We start from the raw sequence: 25,373 nt of genomic DNA, 5'->3' as shown, positions 1-25,373 counted from the left end.
GCGCCTTCGGCCAGCGCCGCCCGGGGGCGCCCAGGGACGTCCAGGCATGCGTTTCATTGTCATTCCAACGACCGTCGCTAACCTCATTTCCTCACCCGGCAGTTGTTACGGAACCACCTCAAGGAGAAACAGAGCGATGACCCTGCGCACCAGATGGAAGAAGGCGATCGGCGCGGCCGGGGCGGCAATGGCCACCGTGGCCCTCACCGCCGCCACACCCACCGTCGCCCACGCCGCTCCGGTGCACCACTACTACCTGGAGGTCGGCGGCACGGGCTCGGCGGCGCCCGCGCCCGACTGCACCTCCACCTACGCCTACGCCAACAAGCACCTCAACGGCGGCATTCCGGTGCCGGTCTGCTATCCGGCGAGCGCCGGTCCCTGGCTCAACGGCCACAATGCTCCGGACGTCACCGCGCCGAGCTTCGACGCCAGCGTCCGCGAGGGGTACCGCAACCTGCTGGCCGCCGCCGAGGACACCTACCACCGCGACCCGAACGGCCGGTTCACCCTCGTCGGCTACTCGCAGGGCGCGCAGGTGGCCGACCAGGTGCTCCAGACGATCGCCGCCGGCCGCACGGACATACCCCGCTCGAAGGTGAACGGCATGCTCTACGCCGATCCGATGCAGCCGGGCACGGGTGTCTGGGCGCGGGTTCCGAAGGGCTGGAGCGCCCTGGGCTTCACTTCCACGGGCGCCGGCCCGGCGAAGTTCGACGGCGTCCCGGTGCAGCGCTTCTGCATCCGCACCGACCTGGCGTGCGACGCGACCTCGATCCAGTCCGTCCCCGGCTTCCTGCAGCAGCACCCCAAGTACTGGCAGGAAGGCAACGTCATGACGCAGACCATCGGCCACGACGGCGGTGACGGCGTCACCTGGTACGACGCCCGATAAGGCGGCAAACCACCCACACTGCGGGGTAGTCGGCGCAAGGGATTCCTCTTGCGCCGACTGCCCCGCAGCGGCGCTCCGTAGCCCGTCTCGAAACCTCCGGCCCCGCACCTCATCGGCATCCGGTCCCGCACCTCATCGAGGTTTCATCGTCATTTCAGTACCTCCCACCACAGTGAGCCGCACAGGCGTCGCACCGCCGGTCGCGCGCCTGCCAGTCCCCTACGCGTGTCCGCGGGTACGCGTCCTCAGTGAGTGAACGGTGTCGCTGTGAACGATCTCTTGCACAAACTGGTCTCCGCCGTCATCACCGGAGCACTGATCGCCCTGGTGGGATACCTCAGCGTGACCGTCCGCAGGCGGCGGGTCGCCCGCGAGGAGGCCGCGGCGCCGGCCCCGGTCGAAGATCGCACGCAGAGCCTGCTGCGCCAGGCCCAACAGGCGGACGCCGCCCGTGATGTGCTGGCCACCCAGGGCCGGCACGCGGACGCACTGGTATCGGCCAGGGAGGCCGCCGATGCCTGGCGCGCGCTCATCCGGGCCCGGCCGGGGCGGTTCCACGCGGAACGCCGGGCGTCGCTGGACTGCCTGAGCGAACTCCTGGACGCCGTGGGCGAGGAGCAGCAGGCCGCCCAGGTCCGCCAGGAAGCCGCCGGCCTGTCCTGACGAAGCGAGGAGACCGCATATGCCCGCCGCGACCTGGACCGGCCGGAAAGCCACTGCCGAGGAGGCCGCCGCCGACATCTCCGCAGCCCTGGGAACCGAACTCGGGCTGTCCGAGCCGCCGTTGGCCGCGACCCTGCCGGCCGAGAGCAACGGCGTGCCGGCCGGGAGCCTGCTCCCACCGCGCGAACGGTTCAGCGGAATGCCGGCGCCGACGCACTGCTTCGTCTACGTCGACGCCCAGACACCCAGGACCTTCGAACTCCGTGCCGCGGTGCTGAGCGGACGCTCGGGAATCCGTCGCAGCCTCGGACTGGGCCACCTTCTCTACGCGGTGCCCCTGACGATACGCCCCGTCGCCTCCCCCGTCGCACTGAGTACGACCAGCGGCTCCACCCCCGCCCGCTTCGAAGGAGACCCCGCGCCCACGAACCGCCTGAACAACGACACCCACCTGCTCGAAACGGCCCGTGCGCTGACACCCGCCACGGCCGGGCCCGACCGCCACCACACCTGGCAGGTGGCCCGACGGCTGACCATCGAACCACTCCCCCACGGTGCGGTCCTGCTCGCCCAGACCCTGCACCGTCCCACCGCCCGCGCCTGGTCCCTCGGCGCCGCCAGGGTGCTGGACTTCGCCGCCGGGGTGGAAGCGGCGCTCGGGTAGCGGGACGGGCGCGACCTCTCTTTCGGGCCGGCCACGTCCTACGCCCCGGTCTCGCCGGCCGCGGCGGCAGGGGGCGCGGCACCGGCCCGCTCCCGCCAGACATCCAGGCTCGCGCGGGCCGCCGCCAGTCCCGGGTCGTCGGGCGGGACCGTCGGCTCCCAGTCGGCGACCGCCGCGCTCAGCAGGGCGTACGCCCGCCGCGGCTCGCCGGCCGCGCCGGTCGCCGAGGCGTGCGCGTGGCGGTAACGCAGGGTGTCGGGGTCCGTCGGGCCGAGGTGGGCGGCGGCATCGGACGCGATCGCCCCGAAGAGGGCCGCCGCGTGCCGCAGTCGGCGCTGACCACCGGCGGCGGCCGTTGCCTTGAGCCGTGCGGCGAAGCGGGCGCGGGCAAGCAGGCCCCGGCGGGTGACCGCCGTGCCATGGGCGCGGTTCCGGAAGAGGGCGACGTCGCCGCTGTCGCCGAACGCCCGTTGCAGGGGCCGGGGAAGGCCGGCCGCGGGGAGGGCGACCTCAAGGTGACGGTAGAGGGTCGTCAGGTCGAGGTGTTCGGGGCCGTCGGGCACTCCCTCGGCCAACAGCCTCAACAGGGTGGCGGTGAAGCCGGTCTGCGGGTAACCCTCCGGGGTACGCGCCCGCTTCGTACGGCCGGCAGCCGCCAGAAGGTGGACATCGGCCGCCTTGGGCGAGTCCAGCGCACGACCGGCGAAGCAGCAGTCCAGGACCACGACCTTGTGCCGAGCCGGGACGGACTCCAGTGCCTGGAAGACGGTGGCGACCGGCAGCGAGGTGTGCTCCGCGCTGCTCCCGTCGTCCACCGTGCCTGGCAGGGCCAGACACAACCGGGCACCCGGGCCCAGCACACCATGGCCGGAGAAGTGGAACAGCAGCAGGTCGAGCCGGTCCCCGCCGGGTGCGGGCAGCAGCCGCAGCACCTCGGTGGGGGTGGGCGGATCGACCCTGCAATGCACGGTGCTGGGGTCGAAGAGGCCGTACGGGCCGGTGAGTTCGGCGGTGAGCGCCAGGACAGCGGCCGCCGCCTGCGGGAGCTGGGGCAGGGTGCTGGGCACGACCTGGGTGGCGGTGCCGATCAGTACGGCGGCCGATCGTCCCGGCGCGGGGACGATCGGCGGCCAGGGCGGGACGTGCGCCGGGGAGTGCTGTTCAGTTGGCATCGCCGGGGCCCGGCTCCAGGAAGCGGCGCAGCTGTTCCTCCACCGCGGCGGCGTCCCGCGGATCGGCCGCCGACAGCTCGATGTGGGTGCCGTCCGGCCGGGTCACCTTCAGGCTGACGCCACGGTTGCGGAACCGCTGGCCCACCCATACGCCGACGGCGGCGACCAGCGCGGACAGCACCGGCCCCGCGGCGTTCAGCACCTCGGCCGCGTCCGCGAGCCCGCCCTGCTCGCCTGGGGCGGGCGGGACCATCCGCAACCGGGCCGCGCCAGTAAGGTCCTCGTCGTCATTGAGCCATCGGGCGAGGGAGCGGGCCAGGTCGTCGGTCTCGTCGGCCGGAGCGTCGAAGGTGAACGTGAGGGGCTGCACAGTGTTTCTCCAAGTGGTGGGAATTCAGGGCGTGTTCAGAAGTTGGGGGCGTAGGGGTCGGGGCCGGGGGTGGCAGGGGCGCTGCCCGTGGCCGGGGGCGCGGCGCTCCGCCGGGCGGTGGCGAACAGCGGTGGGCGGCCGGGGATCTCGTACGGGAAGCGGAAGGCCGCCGCGGCCTGCGGCATGTCGACGAGATCGGCGAGGATCTTCTCCCGTTCGCCGAGCGGCTGGGGCACCTCCTGGCGGTAGGTGGTGTCCAGCCATGTGCGGTGCAGGCCGGTGAGGTTGGTCCAGGCATCCGCCGTCTCGTGTGGCGCCACCGCCCGGGCCACCGCGGCGCCCGGGCTCGCGGTGGGCGGTGCGAGGGTGGCGGCGATCTGCTCGGCGAGCGGGAGAACGGCGTCACCAGTACAGGCACCGGCACCGGCGCTGGCGCTCGCACCGGCCAGCGAGACCCGCAGACGGTACGCGCGGCCCGAGAGGGCGGCCAGCGCCTCCTGGTACAGCGGCGCCGCGCGCAGTGCGAACGGGTCGGGCGGAATGTACTGCGTGAACACCGGGTTGGGCCGGCCGGGCCGGCAGAGCCGGCCGTACTCGCGGGCCAAGTACCCGAGATAGGCGAGGAGTTCCGGCGACGGCGCGTAGGGCTCCAGGCAGATCGCGACCACGGTGGGGGCGCCGGCGCGGGCCAGTGCCTCCCACACCGGTTCCCAGCTCACCGCCTCCCCGACCAGCGGGAGGACGGCCACACCCAGCCGGAAATCGATGTCCGGCCGCTGCAGCCACGCCCAGGAGAGCCGTTTGCGGACCTCGGCGAGACGGGGCGGTACCTGGCCGAACGGAACCAGCGCGGCGTGCAGTTCCCCGACGTCCTCGATCGGCTCGGCCCGTACGTGCCGGGGGCAGTCGCCCAGCGCGTCCCGCAGGGCGAGCGCCGCGGCGGACGCCGTCCGGCCGTCGGGGCCAGGCATCCGGCACAGCAGGGTGCAGGCCACGGCGGAGCCGGGTGCGGTGGTGTAGCGCAGTTCAAAGGCGCGGCCGTCGGGCTGCCAGTGCCGCGACAGCCAGACCTGTTCGAGGTCGGCCGCCTCGCGGCGGCGCTGGGCCTCGGGCAGCCCGACGTGGGCGCCGTTCTCGTAGATCGCCGGTTCCGGTGCGAGCCGGAGCCCGGCCCAGGCCCAGGCTCCGGCGGGCCCGGCGTGGGCCAGGACACTCATCCCTCGGGACCGGCCTCGCCACCGTGCCGGGACCGCTGTTCCTGCGACTGTTGTTCCGGGGCCAGGGCCGGGGCCGGGGCCTGCCCCTGGTGCTCGTGCGGCTGCGGCGGCACGGCGGGTACGGGCGGGACGGCAGGCGGAGCCGCGGGCGGCGGCGGGGCGACGCCCGGGGACGGCGCGGCCGGGGCGGGACCACCGGCCGTCGGCACCGTGTGTGCCTCGACCGCGACCATCAGCCCCTCACGGCAGGCAAGGTGGACGGCCTCGCGCATGGCGCGGGCACCCTCGCTGCGCAGCATCTGCCGCTCGATACTGTTGTCGCCCTTGAGGGCACGGAAGAAATCGCCGAGGAACTGGGCCATCAGTTCCGTACCGCGGCGCGAACGCCACATCATCCAGCCGAGGTAGAGGCTGCTGCCGTAGTTGAACACCGAGACATAGGCGGTGTACGGGTGGTTGTTGAGCGTGATGCGGGGGCCGAACGGCTGGGGAGCGAGGGGGTAGCCGCGGCTGCCGAGCGTCCGGAGGATCGTCGCGTACACCGTCTCCGCGCGGTCGGGGCGATCGGGCAGCAACACCCGCCATTCGCCGACGGGTTCGGGCAGCCGGGTCATGAGCAGGACGATCAGGAACACCACGAACGAGACAAGGTAGGCGAAGACGAACCAGCCGGCCCCGGCCGTGCCGTCACTGCTGGACTCGTCGCCGTACAGCGAGGACGAGTGACTGGACGACCCCAGGTCGGACACCCACGAGAGAAACCCGATCCAGGTGGGGATCACGCCCGCCAGGAGCCCTGCGACGGCCGCCCGCAACCACAGGTAGAAGATGGTCTTGCCGGGAACGCTCTCGTTGAGGGCCAGTTCGACGGGCTGGTAGCGCAGGGTCTTGTCCAGATAGGCGGCATTGCCGTCGCCGCCGCGCCACCCCGGGAGCGGCGTCGCGTTTCCAGTGATCATGTCTCCCCTGATGAGCAACGCGAATCGAAGCGGACCCGCGACATGCGCCGGGCCCGCGCCTCTTACTCTGGCACAACACTCCCCCGACGTTCCGTCACTTTGCTAACTATCAGTGGCGGTTGACGCAACAAGTGCTCCCCATCGACTCGGTACGGAGCCAGCCGATACACCGCCCTCGGCGGCGTCCTGGGCAACGGCCGTCAGGACATCGAGGACCTCCAGGAAACCCGCGCCGCCCAGGTGACCGCGCCCCAGGCAGCGGCCGCCGACCGCAGGCCGGTTCAGACCATGGTGCGGCGGGCATGGAAGAGGCCCCAGCGCAGCAGGCCGCGGCGGGTGATGTCGGCCCACAGGGGGAGGTTGGCCAGCAGGTCGTCGACATAGGCCGGGCTGATGACGGTGCGCAGCTCGGCCGCGCGGCGGTGCACCTCCTCGTCGAGGCGCGCGTAGTGGGTGGCGACGTCACCGGTGCGGTCCTCGAAGCGGGCCTTCAGGCCGAGTTGCGCCAGGCTCTCCAGGTAGTCGAACGGTGTCGCCAGGTGCTGGGTGACGAGCCGGGACAGCGCGGGCCACAGGACCTCCGGGGGCGCCTGTTCGTCCGCCATGATGTCCGAGAAGACCAGTCCGCCGCCCGGTTTCATTACCCGTACGGCCTCGGCCAGCGCTCCCTTCTTGTCCTCGACGTGGCTGAGCACTTCCAGGGACCAGACGACGTCGAAGCGCCCCGCCTCGTAGGGGAGGTCGGCGAGGGAGCCGGTGACGACCTCGATCAGGCCGTCCAGGCCGCGCCGGGCGTTGGCCGCGCGGTGCCGGTGGTTGTGCTGCTCGCTGACGTCGAGGGCGACGACGCGACAGCCGAACCGCTCGGCGAGCGCGCGGGCCGAACCGCCGTACCCCGAGCCGAGGTCGAGCACGGTGGCGTGCGGGCCGAGCAGGTCCGCAACCTGGTCCGCGGCGTACCGCACGGTGCGTTGCGAGGCGTCCGCGACCGGCTCCTGCGTATGGGCGTAGATGCCGATGTGGATGTCCTCGCCGCCCCAGACGGCGTCGTAGAAGCCGTCGACGTCGCCGGTCTCGTAGTAGCGACGGGTGGTCTCTTCGCGCTTCTCCGGCGCGCCGGTGCCAACCGTGGTGGCGTCGGCCCCGATCTCGTCAGCCGTGATGTCGTCAGCTCTGGTGTAGTCAGCCCTCGCGTTGTCTGCCATGGCGGGTGGATTCCCCACCGACCGAAGGTCGATTCGCCCGGAGCCGTTGGCATCGGTGACTATCCGCCAGATGGCCGCTACGGAAGCCGGCCATCGTTTCCTGCCGCGGCAGACGTTCTACTCAGTCACGCTGACCTGTCCGGCGCTCGTAGTCCTCGAAGCCGTCCTCGACCGTCGGCAGGACCAACTCCACCTGGAAGTAGGGCACGCTCCACAGGGGGCTGTCGCGCAGGCCCTCGAACAGGTCGGACCACGCGGTCAGGTCGTTCGTCGTGGCGACCAGGACATCGGACGGGGACGCGGCCCAGGCTTCGGCGTCGAACCAGCGGACCTGGACGGCGGCGTGCTTGTCCAACAACGGCTGCACATGTTCGGCGATGATCTGCCGGCGCTCGGCGCGGCCCAGCGCCAACCACGAGGGCAGCGCCGTGAGGTGGACGAATATCGTGAACTGCGGCTGCGAAGGTGCGTTGCTCATGCGCGTCATTATCGACCCACAACCCCGGTGCCAGTCACGCCACTGCGCATACGGGCACCAGCCGTCCTAGTTCACCGACGCTGTCGCCGACGCCGTGGTGGCCGTTTCCGGTGGGGTGGGGGCGGGCGAGGGGGGCGGCCAGCGGCGGGCGAGGTAGGCACAGAGCACCAGCTGGAGGGTGTGGTAGAGCATCAGCGGCAGGACCATGATGCCGATCCGGTCCGGTGCGAACAGGACGGTGGCCATGGGCAGTCCGCTGGCCAGGCTCTTGTTGGAACCGCAGAAGACGGCGGTGACCCGGTCGGCGCGGGGCAGGCGGATCAGGCGTGCGGTGCCGTTGGCCAGGAGCAGGGCCAGGCCGAGCAGTGCCAGGCAGACCGCGGTCAGCAGGAGCAGTCGCGACGGTGGGACGCGGTGCCAGATGCCTGCGGTCATGCCGTGGCTGAAGGCCGAGTAGACCACGAGCAGGATCGAGCCGCGGTCGCAGAGGGTGGTCAGTGCCCGGTGCCGGCTCAGCCAGTCGGCGATCCAGCGGCGCAGTGCCTGGCCGGCGAGGAAGGGCACGAGGAGTTGGCCGGCGATGTCGGTGAGTTGGGTCGGGGTGATGGGGAGACTGCCTGGGCCGGCGGCGGGGCCGGTTCCGGTGTGCTGGATGAGGCTGACGGCGAGCAGTGGGGTGAGCACCACGCCGAGGACGGTGGAGAACGACGCCGAGCAGATGGCGGCGGCCACGTTGCCGCGGGCCATCGAGGTGAAGGCGATGGCGGACTGGACGGTGGAGGGCAGCACCGTCAAGTAGATGACCCCGGCGGCCAGTTCGGCGCTGAGGACCGACTCGGGCAGCAGCCCGGCCGCCAGTCCGGCTGCCGGGAAGACCAGGAAGGTGAGGGCGAGGACGGGGAGGTGCAGCCGCCAGTGCCGTACGCCGTCCAGGGCCGCTCGGGGCGAGAGCCGGGCGCCGTAGAGGAAGAAGAGCAGGCCGACCGCCAGGCGGGCGGTGAGCGAGACGCCCTCGGCGGCGGCTCCGTCGGCCGGCGCGAGTGCGGCCAGGCCGATGACGCAGAAGAGCGCGACGATGTACCAGTCGACGCGGTGCAGCAGGCCGGACAGGGCCGGGCGGGTGGTTCCGGGGGAACGGTGCGGCACGGTTTCCTCCGGGAGGGCAGCGGTGTGCGGCGGGGAGGTTGTGGCGGGTGGGGAGGATATCGGGGGTGGGACAAGGGACCGCGCCGGCCGGCAAGTCGTGGTGCGAGATCTGCCGGATGTGCCGGCGCGGCCCCCTGCCCCCGGACAGGCCGTACGCGTAGCGGATGCCTGGGACTCAGGCCGTACGCGTCGGGGTGCCTGGGCTGGTGGCGGTGCGCTGGGTGGGGGTCAGTGCGTGGCCTCGGCCGGGGTCCGGTCGTGGTGGCGGCTGATGTTCTGCTCCAGCAGTGCCAGGCACTCGCTGACGCCGACGGCGCCCGGAACGTGCTCGGGCAGGCGTCCGTCGGCCTGCTTCAGCTGGGCCAGTGCCTGGTCGATGGCGGTCTGGGCGGCGAAGAGGCAGGGCGTGCTGTAGATCGCAACGTCGACACCGAGCTGCTCCAGCTCGGTCAGTGACAGCCGGGGCGACTTGCCGCCCGCGATCTGGTTGAACAGCAGCGGTTTGTCACCGATGACGCGGCGCACCTTGTGGATCCAGTCGACGCTGCGGACGCCGTCCACGAGGATGACATCGGCGTCGGTGGCGGCCAGTGCCTTGGCGCGGCGCAGGATCTCCTCTTCCTCGGTGGCGTCGGTGCGGGCGACGACGACCAGGTCCCGCCGGGAGCTCAGGACCAGGTCGAGCTTGGCGAGGTACTCGTCCAGCGGCAGTACCCGCTTGCCGTCGACGTGGCCGCAGCGCCGGGGCCGCTGCTGGTCCTCCAGGATCACCCCGGAGGCGCCGCCGGCCTCCAGCTGCTGGATGACGTGGCAGGCGGTCTCCGGATCGACGTAGCCGTCGTCGATGTCGACCAGCAGATGCTGCCGGGGGAAGGCCAGTCGGAGGCGCTGGACGAAGGCGACGATGTCGGGCCAGGCGATGAAGCCGATGTCCGGCAGACCGTAGTGGGACGCCGCGAAGCCGAAGCCCGAGATGAACATCCCGTCGTAGTGACGCGCCGCCAGGGACGCGGAGAACATGTCGAAGACGCCGATCAGCGGGGTGGTGCCGGCCGCCTGGATCGCGGCTCTTAATCGGTTGGGGTGGTTCACGGTACCCTCCGATGCGTGGTCGCGTGGACTGCGCGTCGCGGCCGACCCGTTGCCTGCCAAAGCCGGTGGTCGGTGCGATGCGTCACGGGCCGCATCAGCCGGGGGCACGCCAGAGCAGCGTGCCCCCGGCTTTGTCATGCCTGAACTGGCCCGTGCGGCGGGCGACTTCTGCGCCCTCCGCACCAGCAGGTTAGGAAAAGGATTGGTCATGGCACAACCATGAGTTGGTAATGAGCGCTGGTGAGCGTCGCTTTTGAGCCGTCCGGTCCGAGCCGCCCCCAGTCCCTCTCACGCCCACCACCGGGGCGGTTTTCCGAACCCCGGATTCGGGGGGCGGCCCGATCGATCTCCGCGCCCCGCCCGCCGAGGATGAAGGCATGGCTGAGATGACGAGGGATATCGGGCTGGGAACCGCCGCCCGGACGGCGGACCTGCACCGGGAGTACGGGCGCGGAACCGCCGCCGTGCGGGCGTTGCGCGGGGTGTCGGTGGCCCTGGCGTCCGGGACGTTCACGGCCGTGATGGGGCCGTCCGGCTCCGGCAAGACCACCTTGCTGCACTGCCTGGCGGGGATGGACCGGCCCACTCGGGGCTCGGTCTGGTGGGGCGGCACCGAGGTGTCCCGGCTGCCCGAACGGCGCCTGGCCGAACTGCGGCGCAGCCGGGTGGGATTCGTCTTCCAGGCGTTCAACCTGATGCCGGCGATGACGGTCGCGCAGAACGTCGAGTTGCCGGGCCGGTTGGCCGGAAAGCGGCCGGACCGAGAGCGGGTGCGGGAGGCGCTCGCCCAGGTCGGACTGGCCGGGCGTGAGCGGCACCGGCCCGGGCAGTTGTCCGGTGGGCAGCAGCAGCGGGTCGCGATCGCCCGGGCGCTGGTCTCCCGTCCTGAGGTGCTGTTCGCCGACGAGCCGACCGGCGCGCTCGACCGGGCCACCGGCCACGAGATCCTCGCGCTGCTGCGCGCAGGGGTGGACCGGGACCGGCAGACCTGTGTGATGGTGACCCACGACCCGGTGGCCGCCGGTTACGCGGACCGGGTGTTGCTGCTCGCCGACGGCCTGGTGGTGGACGAGCTGGACCGGCCCACCGCCGCCCAGGTCGGCGACCGTCTTAGCCGGCTGGGCGGGTGAGTGCGATGGCTTCGATCGCCCTCGGGCAGCTGCGTCGGCGGCCGGCGGCCTTCGTCGGCCTGGCGGCCGCGCTCTTCCTCGCCATCGCCACCGTGACGCTGTTCGGCTCGCTCGTCGCCGCCGAGGTCGGCGCCCCCACGGACGCCCGGAAGGCGCCCGCCGGGCCCGGCCTGATGGTGATCGCCGGTGCCTTCGCCGAGATCGCCGTGCTGGTCGCGCTCTTCGTCGTGGTCAACGCGTTGGGCTTTGCGCTCCGTCAGCAGCACCGTGAGCTGGCGCTGCTGCGCACCGTCGCGGCGACGCCCCGGCAGGCGCGGCGGCTGGTGCGTGGCCAGGTCGTCGCGACCGCGTTGCTGGTGGCTGCGCCTGGCTGGGTGGTTGGCGCGATGGCGGCCCGTGGCTTCCTCGCGGAGTTGCAGCGGCGAGGGATGGCGGCGCCTGGCGTGCGGGTGCCGGGGACGCCGGTGCCGATGCTGGTCGCGTTGGCCGTCGCGCTCGTCGTAGGTCTGGCGGCCTCGGCCGTCGCGGCCCGGCGGATCTCCCGGATCGCGCCCGCAGCTGCCCTCACGGCGAGCGCGACCGAACACGGGCGGACGGGCGCGCTTCGCCTGCTCGTCGGAATCGGCGCGCTGGTGGGCGGCGGTCTGCTGCTGCGACTGGCCGCGACCCGGCCGGCGGAGCAGTTGGACAAGGCGGGGCAGGCGGCGTTGTTCGGTGCGTTGGTGCTGCTGGTCGCGGTCGCGCTGGCGGGGCCGCTCGCGGCGCGCGTCCTGGCGGTGGTCCTAGGCGCGCCGGTACGGGCGCTGGCACCCGGTACGGGGTGGCTGGCCGACGCCAACCTGCGCGGATACGCGCGGCGGCTGTCGTCCGCCGTGGTGCCGGTCGCGCTGCTCGTGGGCTTGTCGGGCACCATGTCGATCATGACACGGACCGCCGAGTACGCCGCGAGCGTGACAGCGACAGCCACGGCCATGGCCACGGGCGCAGGTACGGGCACAGGCACGGCAACAGCGACCGGTGTCACGTCCGGCACGGATGTCTGGCTGCGGCAGGCCGAGTTGGCGCTGCTGGTCTGCTTCGCCGCTGTCTCCACCGTCAACACCCTGGTCGCCGTGACCGCCGACCGGCGCCGCGAGTTCGCGCTACTGCGGCTGGTCGGCGCGACCCGGGCGCAGCTGCTGCGGATGCTGACCGCGGAGGCGGTGCTGACGACGGCGGTGGGTGTCCTGCTCGGCGCCGCCGTCGCAGGCGCCGCGTCGGCGGCGTTCAGCACGGCGGTGACCGGCTCGGCGGTGCCGGCCGTCCCGGCGGCCGCGTGCGGGTGGATCGTCGCCGGCGCGGCGGCGCTGACGATCCCGGGCATCCTGGGCACGGGCCTGCGGACGGTTCGCGGCCCGGCGACGGAGGTGGTGGGCGGTGGCCGTGACTGAACGGAGCAGCGGTGGGACGGCCGGCGACCTCCGATCCGGCGAATGGATCTTCGCCGTCGTCGGACTGCCGCTCGCGCTGCTCGGCGGCGGCTACGCCCTCGCCGTCCTGTATGCGGGCGCGCTGCTCTCACTCACCGTGTTCGGCCTGCCGTTCGTGGTCGTCGCGCTGCTGGGCGCGCGTGGTGCCGGCACGCTGCACCGGCGACTGGTCGGCCGGCTGCTCGGCGAACGCATCGAGGCGCCGGCCAGGCTGCCCCGCCCGGCGGGCCTGGTCGCCCGTGGCCGTGTCGTGCTGACCGACCCCGTCGCCTGGCGGACGCTGCTCTATCTGGTGCTGCGGTTGCCACTCGGCGTCCTCGGCTTCGTCGCCGCCGTGGTACTTCCCCTGGGGTGCGGCTGGCTGATCGGCTTTCCGCTCTGGATCCGGCTGCTGGAACCGGGGCCGCGGCCCGCCGGTTGGCTGGATGCCGCCTCTGTTGTGCCGGGCCTGGTTGTCCTGTTCGCAGTGCCTGGCTCGATCCGCGCGCTGACCGCGGCGAACCGAGGGCTCGCCCGGCTGCTGCTCGGCCCGGCCCGTGCCCAACAGCGTGTCCGGGAGCTGGAGGCCGCACGCGCCACCCTGCTCGCGGAGAACACCGACCAGCTCCGCCGCCTGGAACGCGATCTGCACGACGGCACCCAGGCCCGGCTGGTCGCCCTGGCCATCACCCTCTCGCTGACCGACGACGCGCTCGCTCCCGACGCCGAGCCGGACACCGGGCGGCTGCGCACCCTGGTGGAGCGTGCCCGTGGCCAGACCGACGACGCCATCGCCGAACTGCGGCGACTCACCCGGGGCATCCACCCGGTGGCGCTGGACGGCGGCCTGGGCGAGGCGTTGCCCGGGCTCACCGCCACCTCGCCGGTACCGGTCACCGTCCGCCTGGACCTGCCGGAACGCCCGGACCCCGTGGTCGAACGGGCCCTCTACTTCTGCGCCGCCGAGTTGCTCACGAACGTCGCCAAGCACAGCGGCGCCCGCTCGGCCGAACTCACGGCGAGCGCGACCGACGACCGCATTCGCCTGACCATACGGGACGACGGCCGCGGCGGCGCGGCCCTCGGCACCGGCACCGGCCTGACCGGTCTGGCCGAGCGACTGGCGGCGGTCGACGGCGTCCTGAAGGTCGACAGTCCCCCCGGAGGCCCCACCATGATCACCGCCGAGCTACCGACGCGTCTGTGACGGCGCGAGCCCACGCTCCCCCTCCCTGGCCCTACCGCCCACTCTCCGCCAGATAGGCCAGGACGGCCTTCACCCGCCGGTTGTCGGTTTCCGTCGCTCGCAGGTCGAACTTGGTGAAGACGGCGGCGACATGCTTCTCCACCGCCCGCTCCGACACCACCAGCAGCGCGGCGATGGAGCGGTTGGAGTGGCCCTGGGCCATCAGCTCCAGCACCTCGCGCTCGCGCGGCGTCAAGGTGTCCACCCGGCTGCGCTGTCCGCCACGCATCAGCTGGGTGACCACCTCCGGGTCGAGCGCCGTGCCCCCGTCGGCGACGCGGTGCAGCGCGTCCACGAACTCGGAGGTGCGGGCGACGCGTTCCTTCAGCAGGTACCCGACGCCGCCCGCGCCGTCCGCCAGCAGCCGGGACGCCCAGGCGGTCTCGACGTGCTGGGAGAAGACCAGGATGCCGACCTCCGGTGTCCTCGCCCGGATCTCGACGGCGGCGCGGATGCCCTCGTCGGTGTGGGTGGGCGGCATCCGGATGTCCACCACGGCGACGTCCGGCAGGTGCTCGGCCACCGCGGCGAGCAGCTCGGGCCCCGTCCCGGCGGTGGCGACCACCTCGCATCCACGGGCACCGAGCAGCTCGACCATCCCGTCACGCAGCACGACGGAGTCCTCGGCGAGTACGACGCGCAGGTTCCTTTTGATCACAACGCCATTATCGGGCTCCGGGCCCGGAGCCGTAGCCGGAGCCGGAGCCGGAGCCGTTAGCCACAGCCGGTATACCGCCGAAGGGGAGCCCCCGGATGGCAGGCTGGCCGCATGACAGAACGCGACGGAGAATTCGGTGGCGAACTCAACGGAGAACCGGTCGGGTCGGCTCAGCTCCGGGCGCTGGCGCTGACCAACTACGGCCACTTCACGACCATGCGGGTCGACGACGGACGCGTACGCGGTCTGTCCTTGCACCTGAACCGGCTGCGGCGGGACTGCCGGACGCTGTTCGCCGCCGACCTCGACGTGGAGCGCGTGCGGGAGCTGGCCCGCCGGGCCGCTCCCGCCACCGGAACGACCGTGATCCGCGTCACGGTCTTCGACCCGCACCTCGATCTCGGCCACCCGAGCACGGCCGACGACCCGCAGGTGCTGGTGACCGCATGGCCGGCCGGGGCGCTTCCGGTCCCGCCGCTCAGGGTGCGGTCCGTCCGCTACGTACGTGACGTCCCGAGCGTGAAGAGCGTCGGTCTCTTCGCCAGTCTCCATCACCGGCGCCAGGCGCAGCTGGGCGGGTTCGACGACGCCCTCTTCGTGGATCACGACGGTGTCGTCTCGGAGGGCGGCACCTGGAACGTCGGCTTCTTCGACGGAGCCCGGGTCGTCTGGCCCGACGCCGACTGTCTGGCCGGGGTGACGAGGGAACTCCTGAAAGGGTCCGTCGATCACGACATGCGGCCGGTCCGGCTGACCGGTCTGTCGCACATGCAGGCCGCCTTCGCCACCAACGCGGCGATCGGCGTCCGCGCCGTCACGGCCGTCGACGGCGTCGAGCTACCCGCCTCCCACCCGGTCATCGACGCGCTGGAGGAGGCGTACCGGGAGATCGAGGGTGAGGTGTTGTAGCTGCCCTGTCGGACTCAGATCCCCACCACCGTCGTACCGGCGAACCGCGGCCCGGCAACGGCGACATCCGCCGGTCTCCTGGCCGGCCCCTGGTCCGGCTCAGGTCCGCCCGCGCAGGCGGGGACGTATGCGGTCGAGGAGGACGAGGGCGAGGGACAGGCCGTAGAAGGCCAGGGCGAAGACGACGGCGTTGGTGGCGATGCCCGCGTAGCCGTGGAGGTCGACGTCGAGGAAGGGGTAGGGGTAGCGGCCCTCGGTGCCGGGGGCGAGCAGGGCGCCGCGGATGAGGGCGAAGGGGAGGTAGAGGATGGGGTACCCGAGCCACTGCCAGGCATATCTGAGCGGGTAGCCGCCGGGGGCCGTGAGGACGAGCCAGTCGAGGACGGCGGCGAGGGGGGTCGCGGTGTGGAGGAGCTGACTGGCCGCCGTTTCGAGGGGGGTGCGGTGGCTGGTCATGGCGAAGCCGCTGGAGTCGTTCGACAGGACGAAGTGGAAGACGAGCCCGGTGATGCAGATGTAGAGCAGTGCTGCGCCGGTGATGCGCGGGGAGAGGGCGGGGCGCCCGGTCCAGGCGCGGCCGGCGGACCAGGCGAAGACGACGACCAGCAGGATGTTGGACTGGATCGTGAAGTAGCTGAAGAGCCGGCCCAGGTCCTGGGAGGCGGTGATGTCCAGGGCGATGCCCGTGACGCCGGTCAGGGCCGCGAGCGCGCGGAAGGCCGCCGCGACGGGGCGGCGGCCCTCGGCGACGGAGAGTGCGGGGACGGCCGCCGCCTGGGGCAGGCCGGCCGGGGCCGTGGTCTCGCTGGCGGCAGCCGGAGCCGCGGAGGTGGTGGGGGGTGTCGGATCTGGCATTGGCCCACCTTACGGCCCGGCCCCGCGACAGCTCCCCGAGGCTCCGGGGATCGCTACGCCCGCCGGACCAGGAGTTCGGTGTTGCGGTCCGCCGGTCTGCCGGCCATCTCCTCGTAGGCGCCGCTGCCTGTCCTGGCGGCGAGGCCGGGTGCGTTGTAGGCGAGTTCGCGGTAGAGGGAGGCGAGGCCGACCGCGGAGAGGTCGTGGAAGTCCGCCCGGTGCGGGGCGGCGGACTCCACCAGCGTGGTGAACAGCGACAGGGTGCCGTCCTGGTTGTCGACGAGTTCGAGGAGCCGGGCGTGCTGGGGGTAGTCCACGTGGGAGGCGGTGTTGACCTCCCAGAAGGAGCGGGCCGGGGTCGGGTGGGCGTGCGGGGTGATGCGGTTGATGTGACTGTGCCCGTTGATCCAGGCGACGACGTTCGGGAAGCGGCTCAGCAGGGCGATCACCTCCGCGCCGTCGTGCCGGACCTCGTCGGTGCGGGCCGCGTCGGGGCGCCTGGTCATGCTGGGGCTGTGGTGGTGGCTGAAGACGAGGAGGTGGGCGTCGTCGGCGGAGGCGTTGCGCACCGGGCGCCCGTCGGCGTCGTAGTGGCGCGCACTGTGGGCGGCCAACGTCTGCTCCAGCCACCGGAGTTGCTCGGTCCCGAGCGAGCCCTCGTAGTGGCCGCTGCGGTAGGTGGTATCGATGCTGATACCGAGGACGCCGTCCGCGATGGGGAAGGTGTAGTACATCCGCTCGCCGTCCAGGTTGTTCTCGGTGTAGCCGTGGCCGACCGGGCCCGCGCCGGCGTAGGCCGGGTCGAGGTGCGCCCTGAGGTAGTCGTGCGGGGTGGCCAGGCGGCGGCGCGGGTCGGGGGTGACGCTCCGGGCCCGGCGTGCGTTGCTGTGCAGGATCTCCTTCAGGACGGTGCTCTTGGGGTCGTCGCCGGAGTCCAGCACCTTGGCGAAGGCGGCCACATCGGCGTCCGGTACGGAGAACAGCTTGCGCGCCCCGGTGATGTAGTCGCTCAGGAAGGGGTCCTGCGGAGCCAGGCAACCGCCCGGCAGGTCGTCGTGGTTGCCCGGTGTCGAGTACCAGGGGATATGCAGGCCCGGGCTGGTGACGGGGCGTATCGCGGCCTCCAGGTAGCCGGGAATCCGTGGCATTCCGCGCAGTTTGTCCTGGTCGCGCAGGCCGGTGTCGGGGTGCCAGTACAGCGGGAGGCCGCAGTTCTGCACCCCCTCGTACGCGGCCGGGTCGCCGGTGTTGGGAGTGATCCGGCCGCCGCTCATCAGCGTCAGGAACCACTCCAGTTCCACCATCGAGTGGTTGTCGATGTTGTCGCCGGTCGACATCACGAAGGCCGGGGGCCGGCTGGTGTGGGGACCGGCGCCGAGCGCGTTGACCTGCTCGACCAATGAGACCGCGCCGGCGACCGACAGCGCCTCCTGGCCGCGCCACGACCCGGGCGATCCGGCGCGCAGGTACTCGGTCCGCAACGGGCTCTGGACGTCGGCGACATGCAGGTCGGTGAGCTGGACGAAGCAGGCCAGCGCCGTCCGGCGGTCCTCGCGTCCGCCGCGGGCGGTGGCGAGTTCACCCCGGACGACCAGGGGCCATCCGGGGCCGGAGGTGAGGTGTCGGTAGCCTCCGCTGCCGGTGAGCCGGGCGGTGGTCTGGAGCGTGGTGGCGCCGTACGGTGCGGCCCGCCCCACGGCGGGGCGGGCGGGGAGCGCGCCGGTGTCGGCCGCCGCGGGGCGGGCGAGCGCGGGCGGGTTGCCGCCGCGTGGGCCCGGGAGTGCGTAGGCGGCGCCGGCCGCTGCGACGGCGGCACCGGAGCTGAGGAGGAATCGACGGCGGTCGGTGAGGGGTGCGGTTCCGGCCATGGGGCCCTCCGTGCGGTGGCGGGCGCGCCCGGCCACCGGGGTGTCACCAATCGGAATCTCTCGTTCCAAAGAGTGCGCAGTGTGCGTGGCCGGTAGTTGAACGCGTCCGGAACGCGGAACGCCGATCCGCCGTCGGATGCCCCGCGCGGGGTCAGGAGGGGCGGGAGTGGTGGTCCAGCAGGCGGCCGAGCAGCTGCGCGAGCTGGTCGCGTTCGGCCGGGCCCAGCGGTTCGAGCAGCTCGTCGTGGAGGTCGTCCAGGACCTTGTCGAGGCGGCGCAGGTGCCGGCGGCCCCGGGCGGAGATCGTGACGACGTTGCGGCGCCGGTCGTCGGGGTCCGGCGCCCGCTCCACGAGGTCGCGCTCGGCCAGTTCGTTGAGCACGCCGACCAGGTCGCTGCGGTAGATGCCGGTGCGGCGGCTCAGCACGGCCTGGCTGCCCGGTCCGAAGTCCTGCAGCGAGGCGAGCACGGCGTAGTGCCACTTACGGGCGTCGACCCGGGCCAGGCCGTCGTTGATCAGCCGGTCCGACCGGGCGGTCAGCTGCGACAGCAGCCGGCTCGTCCGTCGACGCAGCCGGTCGGGCGTCCTGGGCGCGTCGTCGTCGGGCCGGTCCGCGGCTTCGGCACTGGTCATGACGCCCATCTTATCCATTGCGTTAGTCCCACTAACGATGTACCTTCGCTCCCGCCGACACCGTTAGTGGGACTAACGGAAGTCGAGTCGACTCCAGGAAGGAAGATCCGCCATTCCCCTCCAGACACTGCAGATTCCCACCCCCGACGGTCAGGCCGACGCGTTCGCCGCCTTCCCCGACCACGGCGAGCGGCACCCGGGGGTGCTGATGTACGCGGACGGCTTCGGCCTCCGGCCCGTGCTGCGGGAGATGGCCCGCGAACTGGCCGGGCACGGGTACTACGTGCTCGTCCCGAACCTCTTCTACCGGCACGGCCCGGCACCGCTGATCGAACTCCCCGAGCACATCGGAGAAGAGTCCCGCCCCGCGCTCATGGCCCGGCTGATGCCCTTGATCGAGGCGCACACCGCCGACCGGGTCCTGCGCGACGCCGACGCCTACCTCGGGTTCCTCACCACCCGGCCCGAGGTCGGCGCCGGACCGGTGGCGGTGACCGGCTACTGCATAGGCGGCCTCCTGGCGATGCGCACCGCCGCGGCCCACCCCGGCCAGGTGGCCGCCGTCGCCGGATTCCACGGCCCGGTGGCCGCCGACGGGCCCGGCCTCCTCGCCGAGATCACCGCCCGGGTCCACCTCGGCCACGCCGAGTCCGACATCTCGCCCGAGGCCCTCGGCGAGCTCAACCAGGCCCTGGACGCCGCGGGTGTCGACCACACCTCCGAGATCTACCCCGGCACCGTCCACGGCTTCACCATGTCCGACACCGACGCCTTCAACTCCTCCGGCCTGCAGCGCCATTGGGACCGTCTGCTCACCCTCCTCGACGGCACTCTGACCAACGGGGCCGACGGGGCCACCGGCTGAGGCGCAGGGGCGGAGCCGTCGCGGGCCGGTGTCACAGCTCCGCGTCGAGTGGCAGGCGGTGGACGCCGGGGACGTACTCGTCCAGTTCGCCGGGGGTGAAGCGGGCCATGCCGACGACGTGCCAGAACTCGCCGACCACCTCGCCCTCGTACTTGTAGCCGCCCTCGGGGGTGAGCGCCGCCCAGCCGCCGGGGACGCCGATGAGGGTGGCGTGCGGGGTGGGCGGCCCGTCCGGTGCGGGAATGCTCCACAGGCGGACCGTGCCGTCCTCGCCGCCGCTGGCCAGGCGGGTGCCGTCGGGACTGAAGGCGAGCGAGAACACCCGCCCCGTGTGACCGGTGAGGCGGGCGGTGCGGGTGCCGGTGCGGGTGTCCCAGAGGCAGATGACGCGGTCGTCGCCGGCGGTGGCGAGCAGCGGCAGCCGGGGGTGGGCGACGGCCGCCCAGAGCCGTCCCTGGTGTCCGGTCAGGATGTGGCGGGGAGCGCCGTCGCGCCAGACGATGGCGGTGCCGTCCCAGGAGGCGCTGGCCAGCCAGTCGCCGTCGGCGTCGCCGGAGTCGTGGCAGCCGAAGGCGACGGCGTAGACGCGGTCGCCGTGGCCGTCGAGTTCGGCCGTCAGATGGCCGCTCTCCTGGTCCCAGAGGCGGACCCGGCCGTCGTCGCAGCCGGTGGCGAGGGTGGCGCCGTCGCCACGGAAGGCGATGGACCGCACCCGGCCGCGGTGCTCGGCGAGGGTGGCGACATGGGCGCCGGTGGCGCGCCACCACAGCCGGACCGAGTCGTCGTCGTTGGCGGTGGCGAGCAGCGTGCCGTCGGTGCTGAACGCCTCGGCCCAGGTGTGGTCGGTCTCCACGTCCATCTCGCGGAGGTACTCGCCGGTGACGGCGTTCCAGAGGTAGACGTCGCCGTCGTTGCTGGCGGTGCCGAGTATCGGGCCGGCGGGGCTGAAGACCGCGGAGATCAACCGGTCGCCGCGGCCGGTGAGTTCGGCGGTGCGGCGGCCGGTGCGGGCGTCCCAGAGGCGGACGATTCCGTCGTTGCCGCTGGTGGCCAGGCGGGCGCCGTCGGCGCTGAAGGCGACGGTGTTGACCCGGCGGCCGTGGCCGCGCAGGATGCGCTGGCCCTGGCCGGTGTCGGCGTTCCAGATCTGGGCGCCGCCGTCGTTGCCGACGGTGACGAGCTGGCTGTCGTGCGGGCGGAAGCGGCAGGCCCAGGCAGAGCCGCGGTGCTCGACGGGCTGCTGGCGCAGCAGGCTGATCGCGCGGTGGCCGCCGGAGAGGGCGACGCGCCACAGGCGGACGGTGCCGTCGCTGTCGCAGGCGGCGAGGAGCCCTCCGGCGCTGCCGAACAGGACTTGGTAGACGGCGCCGGTGCAGCGCTCCAGCGCGCCGGCGGGGGCGCCGACGACCGGGTCCCACAGGCGGACCTGGCCGTCGGTGTCGCCGCTGACGAGGAGGTTGCCCTCGGGGTGGAAGTCGAGGGTGTAGACGCGGCCGGTGTGGCCCGTGAAGGTGTGCAGCAGGCGGCGCTCGGCCAGCTGCCAGACCCGGACCGTGCCGTGGTCGTCGGCGCCCTGGTCGCCGGTGGCCAGCAGGGTGCCGTCCGGGCTGAACCGGGCGCGGTACACGGCGCCTTCGTGGCCGTCGAGGCTACCGGTGCACGCTCCCGTGCGGGTGTTCCAGATGCGGAGGTTGGCGGCGGCGTCGCCGGTGACGAGGGTGCGTCCGTCGGCGCTGAAGACCGCGGTGTAGACGGGGGCGGTGTGGCCGGGGAGCCGGTGCAGCGGTTCGCCGGTGGCGGCGTCCCAGAGGGTCACCAGGCCGTCGGCGTCGCCGGTGGCGACGAGGGTCCCGGCGTCGTCGAGGGAGACCGGCCAGACACCGCCGGGGTGGATGTCCAGGCAGTGCAGCTGGCGTCCGGAGACCGGGTCCCACAGGCGGACGGTGCCGTCGGAGCTGCCGGTGGCGAGGATCCGGGAGCGGAACTTCACGGCGTAGACGCGGCCTTCGTGGCCGTGCAGGGTGCGCAGCGCGCGGCCGGTCTCGGCGGCACAGACCAGTACGCCGCCGTCCTCGCTGCCCACGGCGAGGAGTTCGCCCTCGGGGCTGTACGAGAGGGGTTCGGGCAGCCGGCTGGTGCGCATGTCGAAGCCGTAGGGGACGCCGACGGCGGCCGGGCGGAAGCCGACCTCGACCGGCATGCCGGGGGCGAGGGCGGCGGTGCGCAGCTCGGGGGCGGCGCGGACCTGCGGGTCGGTGAGCGGGTCGATGAGCGCGGCGCGCTGCCAGCGGCTGCGGGTCAGGCGGGCGCCGCGCAGATCGGTGCGGGTCAGGCGGGTGCCGCGCAGATCGGCGCCGGTGACGTCGGCGCCGGAGAGGTCGGCGTGGTCGAGGCGGGCGCCGTTGAGGCGGGCGTCGCGCAGCACGGCGCCGGAGAGGTCGGCGCCGATGAGGCGGGTGTCGGTGAGGTCGGCGCCGGTGAGATCGACGCCGGAGAAGTCCCGCCCGGAGAGGTCCTCGCCGGAGAGCCGGGCGCCGCGCAGGTCGGCGCCGGCGGGGACCCGCAGCCGGTCGATGACGCGGACGGCGTTGGCGCGGGCGGCGTCGCTGACGCCGGGCCCGGGGGCGTTGAGGACGGTGCGGACCCAGGCGGTGCTCAGGTCGTGGTCGGCGAGGTCGCAGAAGAACTCGACGGCGAGGGCGCTCAGCGGGCGGGCGGCGAGCAGGGTGCTGTCGCCGTCGGCGAGGCGGTCGGCGGCCTCGCGGGCGACCAGCCATTCGACGACGGAGCCGTGGATGAACTGGAACAGGCCGTCGTCGGTGCGGATCAGCAGGCTTCCGGCGCCGACGGCCTGGGCGCTCTCCTGGGTGGTGAGGGTGGTGCCGGCGAGCCCGGCGAGGGCGGTGGCGACGGTGTCGGTCAGTTCGTCGAGGTGCAGCGCGGCGCGGCCGGTGTGCCACAGGCGGAGGGCGAGGGCGGTGACGGCGGCCCAGAGGTGGTCGAGGGTGAGGCCGGGGGCGGCGCCGGGGCCGCCCTGGCCGCGGCGTTCCTCGTGGACGAGCCAGGCGGTGAAGACGTCCTCGTAGAGCCGGGCGGGGCTCAGGGCGCGGCCGGCGCCGGCGACGGCGCGCAGCTGGTCGGGGTCGAGGTCGGCGACGAAGCTGAGCAGCCGGGGGTTGGCGCACAGGGCGAGCAGGTCGGGGATGTTGCCGAGGAGTTCGAAGCGGCGGTCGGCGGTGGCCTCGTCGCCGTAGCGGTTGACGAGGTAGGCACGGATCTGCTCGGGGACGAAGCCCTCGACGGAGAGGATGCGGCGCTGCGGGATCAGGCCGACGCGTTCGCCGAGGGCGGTGAGGATCTGGTCCTGCGACTTGAAGTGCTGGGTGCGGCTGCTGACCACGATCTTGGCGTTGTCGACGGCGGCGTTGAGGAGGACCTGGAGGTGGTCGGCGGCGCGGTCGTAGCTGACGCGGTTGACCAGTTCGTCGAAGCCGTCGAAGAGCAGGACGACGCGGCCCTGGCCGAGCATGTAGCGCAGCGCGCGCAGGTCGATGGTGTCGACGTCGTGGCCGGCGAGGTGGGCGGCGACCAGCCCTTCGAGGCTGTGGGCGCGGTCGAGGGTGTGCAGCGGGATCAGCAGCGGCGTGAGGTGCGGGAGGCGCTCGGGGAGGCGGCGGGCCAGCTCGCGCAGGGCGAAGGTCTTGCCGTGCCCGAAGTCGCCGAGGAGCAGCATGAAGCGGCCGTGGTCGGTCTCCAGGAGCTGGAGCATGGCCTCGACGAGGTGGCCGCGCTCGTCGGCGTCGGGGCGTTCGGCGTCGCGGTAGCGCTGCGGGAGGTAGAGGTCGGGGGCGTAGCGGTCGTCGTTGCTCAGCCGGGCGGTCTGGGCGGTGACGTAGCCGCGCAGGTCGAGGAGGCCCTGGAACTCCAGGAAGCTGCGGACGCGGACGCCACGGCGCCCGGCGCGTTCGCGCAGGGACTGCTCGGGCGGCGGGCCGTCGTGGACCAGCTCGGCCTCGGATCCGGTGTCGGTGGCGTGGGCCTGGGCGAGGAAGCGGTCGAGTTCGGCGTCGGTGGGGGTGCCGGGGTGGACGGCGATGCGCTGCTGGCGTACGACGCCCTCGTCGCTCCAGGTGACCATGATCTGGGCGAGGTCGTCGGGGGCCGCACGGGGGACGTCGCGCAGGCGGACGCCTTCCTGGCGGGCGCGGCAGACCTCCTTGACGCGTTCGGCGAGGGAGTCGGCGGGCTCGTCGACGGCGCGGTTGTCGGCGGTCGGGACGGCGGCGGGCGGGGCGGCGGGCTCGCCGGGCAGCGCGAAGAGCCGTCCGGCGCCGTGCCAGGTGACGGGGATGACGGTCGGTTGGGTGCCGCCGGCGCCGGTCCAGCGGGTGACGCCGTCGGCGGTGACGCGCAGCAGCTCGAACCCGGCGGGGGCGGCCGAACCGTACAGCGGCAGGGTGCCGTTCTGGAGCGGGAGGTGGTCGTGGGACGGCTCGCCGCCGGTGGTGCGGGGGCCACCGCTGGGGCCGTGCAGGACGAAGTGGAGGCGGGGCGCGGCGAGTCGGGTGAAGGTGTCGACGTCGCGGAGCGTGCCGGGGCCGCCGGCGGCGTCCTGGGGGCGGCGGCGGCCGGTGAGCGGGTGGCGCAGCGCGCCGATGCGCAGCCAGCCCTCCTCCTCGTAGCCGCGCAGCGCCTCGGCGAACCAGGCGGCCTGGTCGCGGCCGAGGAAGCCGTACTGGTCGTCGGGGCGGTGGCTGGCGGCGATCGAGGAGTTGAACCCGGCGACGACGGTGTGGAGTTCGGGGACCGGGAAGAGGGTCCAGGGCTGGTCGCTGTCGAAGACGGTGTCCAGTCCCTCGTACAGGCCGCGGAACAGGCGGGTGTAGTGGCGCCACTTGGGCCAGTACGGCGGCTGCGGCGGGATCTCGTCGGCCTCGCAGGTGTGGAAGTACCCGCGGCAGGCGGCCTGGCTGACGTCCTGGTTGCCGGGGACGACGATGACGCGCTGCGGCGGCAGGTCGAGCTGGGAGCGCAGCCCGGTGAGGAAGCTGAGCGCCTGGTCGCACTCGCGGGGGCTGCCGGAGGCGGTGAGGTCGCCGGTGACGACGAGGAGGTCGGGTGCGGGGGCGCCGGCGTCCTTCAGCTCGACGAGGTCGCCGCGGATCTCCCGGCGTAGTGCTTCCGGTTCGCGGCCGCGGCCGAAGTCCGGGCCGGCGAGGTGCAGGACGGTCAGCGCGCCCTGGTCGCGGACCGCGTCGGGGACCTGCGGGTACCGGGGCGCGCGGGCCGGGCGGCGGCGGCCGGACCAGCCGGTGCGGCCGAGCGGACGCTGCCGGCCGTCGGCGGTGGCGGGTCCGGGCAGCTCGAAGGAGCCGCTGGACGTCACGGAGCCGGGGTAGCCGGGGCGGCGGCCGGGCCGGGCGTGGCCCTCGACGGCCTGGCCGACGCGGGTGAGCAGCAGGCTGCGGGCGGCCTCGGCGTCGGTGACGCCGACGAGGTCGACGTAGGTGATGGTGGCGAGGAGGCCCTCGATGGGGATGTCCTCGACGCGGACGGTGAGCAGCTTGCGCTCGGGCTCCTCCGGTTCGGCGCGGAGCGCGGCCTGCCATTCCATCCGGCCGTAGGTGGAGCGGCCGTAGTGCCCGGAGAGGACGGCGATGACGGCGACGGACTCGCTGACGCCGCGGTCCATGAAGTCGATGAAGTTGGTGCCGGCGACGAAGTCCCACGCCTGGATGACGGTGCGGTACCCGGCTTCCTCCAGGGTCCAGGCGATCCAGGACGCCCATTGCTCGTCGGCGGGCGAATAGCTGATGAAGAAGTCCAAGTCGCGCGTCCGGCCGAGCAGTTCCCCGTCAGTCACCATGGTCCCATCGTAGGAGGCCGGGGGCGGCGGGTC

At 73.1% G+C, this 25,373-nt stretch carries 21 protein-coding genes; 8 read left to right on the top strand and 13 right to left on the bottom strand.

What is annotated here, in order from left to right; all coding sequences use genetic code 11:
• Positions 1-136: 136 nt before the first annotated feature.
• The 3 genes from B073_RS0106510 to B073_RS0106500 all read left to right on the top strand — a co-directional run bounded on the left by B073_RS0106510 (position 137) and on the right by B073_RS0106500 (position 2,222).
• Positions 137-895, top strand: coding sequence for a PE-PPE domain-containing protein (locus B073_RS0106510; protein ID WP_018537279.1), 759 nt, complete (start codon positions 137-139; stop codon positions 893-895).
• Positions 896-1,162: 267 nt separating this feature from the next.
• On the top strand, positions 1,163-1,558 hold the full coding sequence (locus tag B073_RS0106505) for a hypothetical protein (RefSeq protein WP_018537278.1): 396 nt from the start codon (positions 1,163-1,165) through the stop codon (positions 1,556-1,558).
• 19 nt (positions 1,559-1,577) lie between these two features.
• Positions 1,578-2,222, top strand: a complete 645-nt coding sequence (locus B073_RS0106500; RefSeq protein WP_018537277.1) for a hypothetical protein — start codon at positions 1,578-1,580, stop codon at positions 2,220-2,222.
• 38 nt (positions 2,223-2,260) lie between these two features.
• Here B073_RS0106500 and B073_RS0106495 read toward each other — a convergent pair whose 3' ends face one another.
• The 8 genes from B073_RS0106495 to B073_RS0106460 all read right to left on the bottom strand — a co-directional run bounded on the left by B073_RS0106495 (position 2,261) and on the right by B073_RS0106460 (position 9,861).
• Positions 2,261-3,394 (bottom strand): caspase, EACC1-associated type, encoded by a 1,134-nt coding sequence (locus tag B073_RS0106495; RefSeq protein WP_026247121.1) that lies wholly within the window; start codon positions 3,392-3,394, stop codon positions 2,261-2,263.
• Positions 3,384-3,764: an effector-associated constant component EACC1 gene (locus B073_RS39280; RefSeq protein ID WP_018537276.1), complete on the bottom strand. Its 381-nt coding sequence runs from the start codon at positions 3,762-3,764 to the stop codon at positions 3,384-3,386. The genes B073_RS0106495 and B073_RS39280 overlap by 11 nt, the downstream gene beginning before the upstream one ends.
• Before the next feature lie 35 nt (positions 3,765-3,799).
• Positions 3,800-4,981, bottom strand: a complete 1,182-nt coding sequence (locus tag B073_RS0106485; RefSeq protein ID WP_018537275.1) for a hypothetical protein — start codon at positions 4,979-4,981, stop codon at positions 3,800-3,802.
• Complete coding sequence (locus tag B073_RS46250; protein ID WP_051093933.1) at positions 4,978-5,940, bottom strand: hypothetical protein; 963 nt, start codon at positions 5,938-5,940, stop codon at positions 4,978-4,980. Before B073_RS46250 ends, B073_RS0106485 begins: the two co-directional genes overlap by 4 nt.
• Positions 5,941-6,221: 281 nt before the next feature.
• Complete coding sequence (locus tag B073_RS0106475; protein WP_018537274.1) at positions 6,222-7,145, bottom strand: SAM-dependent methyltransferase; 924 nt, start codon at positions 7,143-7,145, stop codon at positions 6,222-6,224.
• Between the two features lie 121 nt (positions 7,146-7,266).
• Positions 7,267-7,623: a darcynin family protein gene (locus tag B073_RS0106470; protein WP_018537273.1), complete on the bottom strand. Its 357-nt coding sequence runs from the start codon at positions 7,621-7,623 to the stop codon at positions 7,267-7,269.
• Between the two features lie 66 nt (positions 7,624-7,689).
• Complete coding sequence (locus B073_RS0106465; protein WP_018537272.1) at positions 7,690-8,769, bottom strand: bile acid:sodium symporter family protein; 1,080 nt, start codon at positions 8,767-8,769, stop codon at positions 7,690-7,692.
• A 228-nt stretch (positions 8,770-8,997) separates the two neighbouring features.
• Positions 8,998-9,861, bottom strand: a complete 864-nt coding sequence (locus tag B073_RS0106460) for an isocitrate lyase/PEP mutase family protein (RefSeq protein ID WP_018537271.1) — start codon at positions 9,859-9,861, stop codon at positions 8,998-9,000.
• 377 nt (positions 9,862-10,238) lie between these two features.
• On the opposite strand from B073_RS0106460, the gene B073_RS0106455 reads away from it, so the two are divergent.
• From B073_RS0106455 to B073_RS0106445, 3 genes are read left to right on the top strand one after another with little or no spacing between them, the layout of a single operon-like run.
• A complete protein-coding gene (locus B073_RS0106455) occupies positions 10,239-10,991 on the top strand; it encodes an ABC transporter ATP-binding protein (RefSeq protein WP_018537270.1) in 753 nt (250 codons plus the stop codon).
• A 5-nt stretch (positions 10,992-10,996) separates the two neighbouring features.
• Entirely contained in the window at positions 10,997-12,421 is a 1,425-nt protein-coding gene (locus B073_RS0106450; protein ID WP_018537269.1) for an FtsX-like permease family protein, read from the top strand.
• Entirely contained in the window at positions 12,408-13,646 is a 1,239-nt protein-coding gene (locus tag B073_RS0106445; protein ID WP_018537268.1) for a sensor histidine kinase, read from the top strand. The genes B073_RS0106450 and B073_RS0106445 overlap by 14 nt, the downstream gene beginning before the upstream one ends.
• 31 nt (positions 13,647-13,677) lie before the next feature.
• On the opposite strand, the gene B073_RS0106440 is transcribed toward B073_RS0106445, so the two are convergent.
• Positions 13,678-14,343 carry a response regulator transcription factor gene (locus tag B073_RS0106440; protein ID WP_018537267.1) on the bottom strand — a complete coding sequence of 222 codons (666 nt, stop codon included), beginning with the start codon at positions 14,341-14,343 and terminating at the stop codon, positions 13,678-13,680.
• Positions 14,344-14,454: 111 nt separating this feature from the next.
• Between B073_RS0106440 and B073_RS0106435 the strand changes: the two genes are divergently transcribed.
• A complete protein-coding gene (locus tag B073_RS0106435; protein WP_018537266.1) occupies positions 14,455-15,252 on the top strand; it encodes an aminotransferase class IV family protein in 798 nt (265 codons plus the stop codon).
• Positions 15,253-15,351: 99 nt separating this feature from the next.
• Here the strand turns inward: B073_RS0106435 and B073_RS0106430 are convergent, their stop codons facing one another.
• From B073_RS0106430 to B073_RS0106420, 3 genes are all read right to left on the bottom strand, one after another.
• Positions 15,352-16,107 (bottom strand): Pr6Pr family membrane protein, encoded by a 756-nt coding sequence (locus B073_RS0106430; RefSeq protein ID WP_018537265.1) that lies wholly within the window; start codon positions 16,105-16,107, stop codon positions 15,352-15,354.
• 53 nt (positions 16,108-16,160) lie between these two features.
• The gene (locus tag B073_RS0106425) at positions 16,161-17,975 is read right to left on the bottom strand and encodes a TIGR03767 family metallophosphoesterase (protein ID WP_018537264.1); all 1,815 of its coding nucleotides are present in this window, start codon (positions 17,973-17,975) and stop codon (positions 16,161-16,163) included.
• 151 nt (positions 17,976-18,126) lie between these two features.
• The gene (locus tag B073_RS0106420) at positions 18,127-18,609 is read right to left on the bottom strand and encodes a MarR family winged helix-turn-helix transcriptional regulator (RefSeq protein WP_026247119.1); all 483 of its coding nucleotides are present in this window, start codon (positions 18,607-18,609) and stop codon (positions 18,127-18,129) included.
• A 112-nt stretch (positions 18,610-18,721) separates the two neighbouring features.
• On the opposite strand from B073_RS0106420, the gene B073_RS0106415 reads away from it, so the two are divergent.
• Positions 18,722-19,474, top strand: coding sequence for a dienelactone hydrolase family protein (locus B073_RS0106415; protein ID WP_037811068.1), 753 nt, complete (start codon positions 18,722-18,724; stop codon positions 19,472-19,474).
• Positions 19,475-19,505: 31 nt separating this feature from the next.
• On the opposite strand, the gene B073_RS0106410 is transcribed toward B073_RS0106415, so the two are convergent.
• Entirely contained in the window at positions 19,506-25,340 is a 5,835-nt protein-coding gene (locus B073_RS0106410) for a TIR domain-containing protein (RefSeq protein WP_018537261.1), read from the bottom strand.
• Positions 25,341-25,373: the final 33 nt, after the last annotated feature.

It is taken from the genome of Streptomyces sp. MspMP-M5 (assembly GCF_000373585.1).
GTDB lineage: Bacteria > Actinomycetota > Actinomycetes > Streptomycetales > Streptomycetaceae > Streptomyces.
This window is presented reverse-complemented; position numbering and strand designations above follow the sequence as displayed.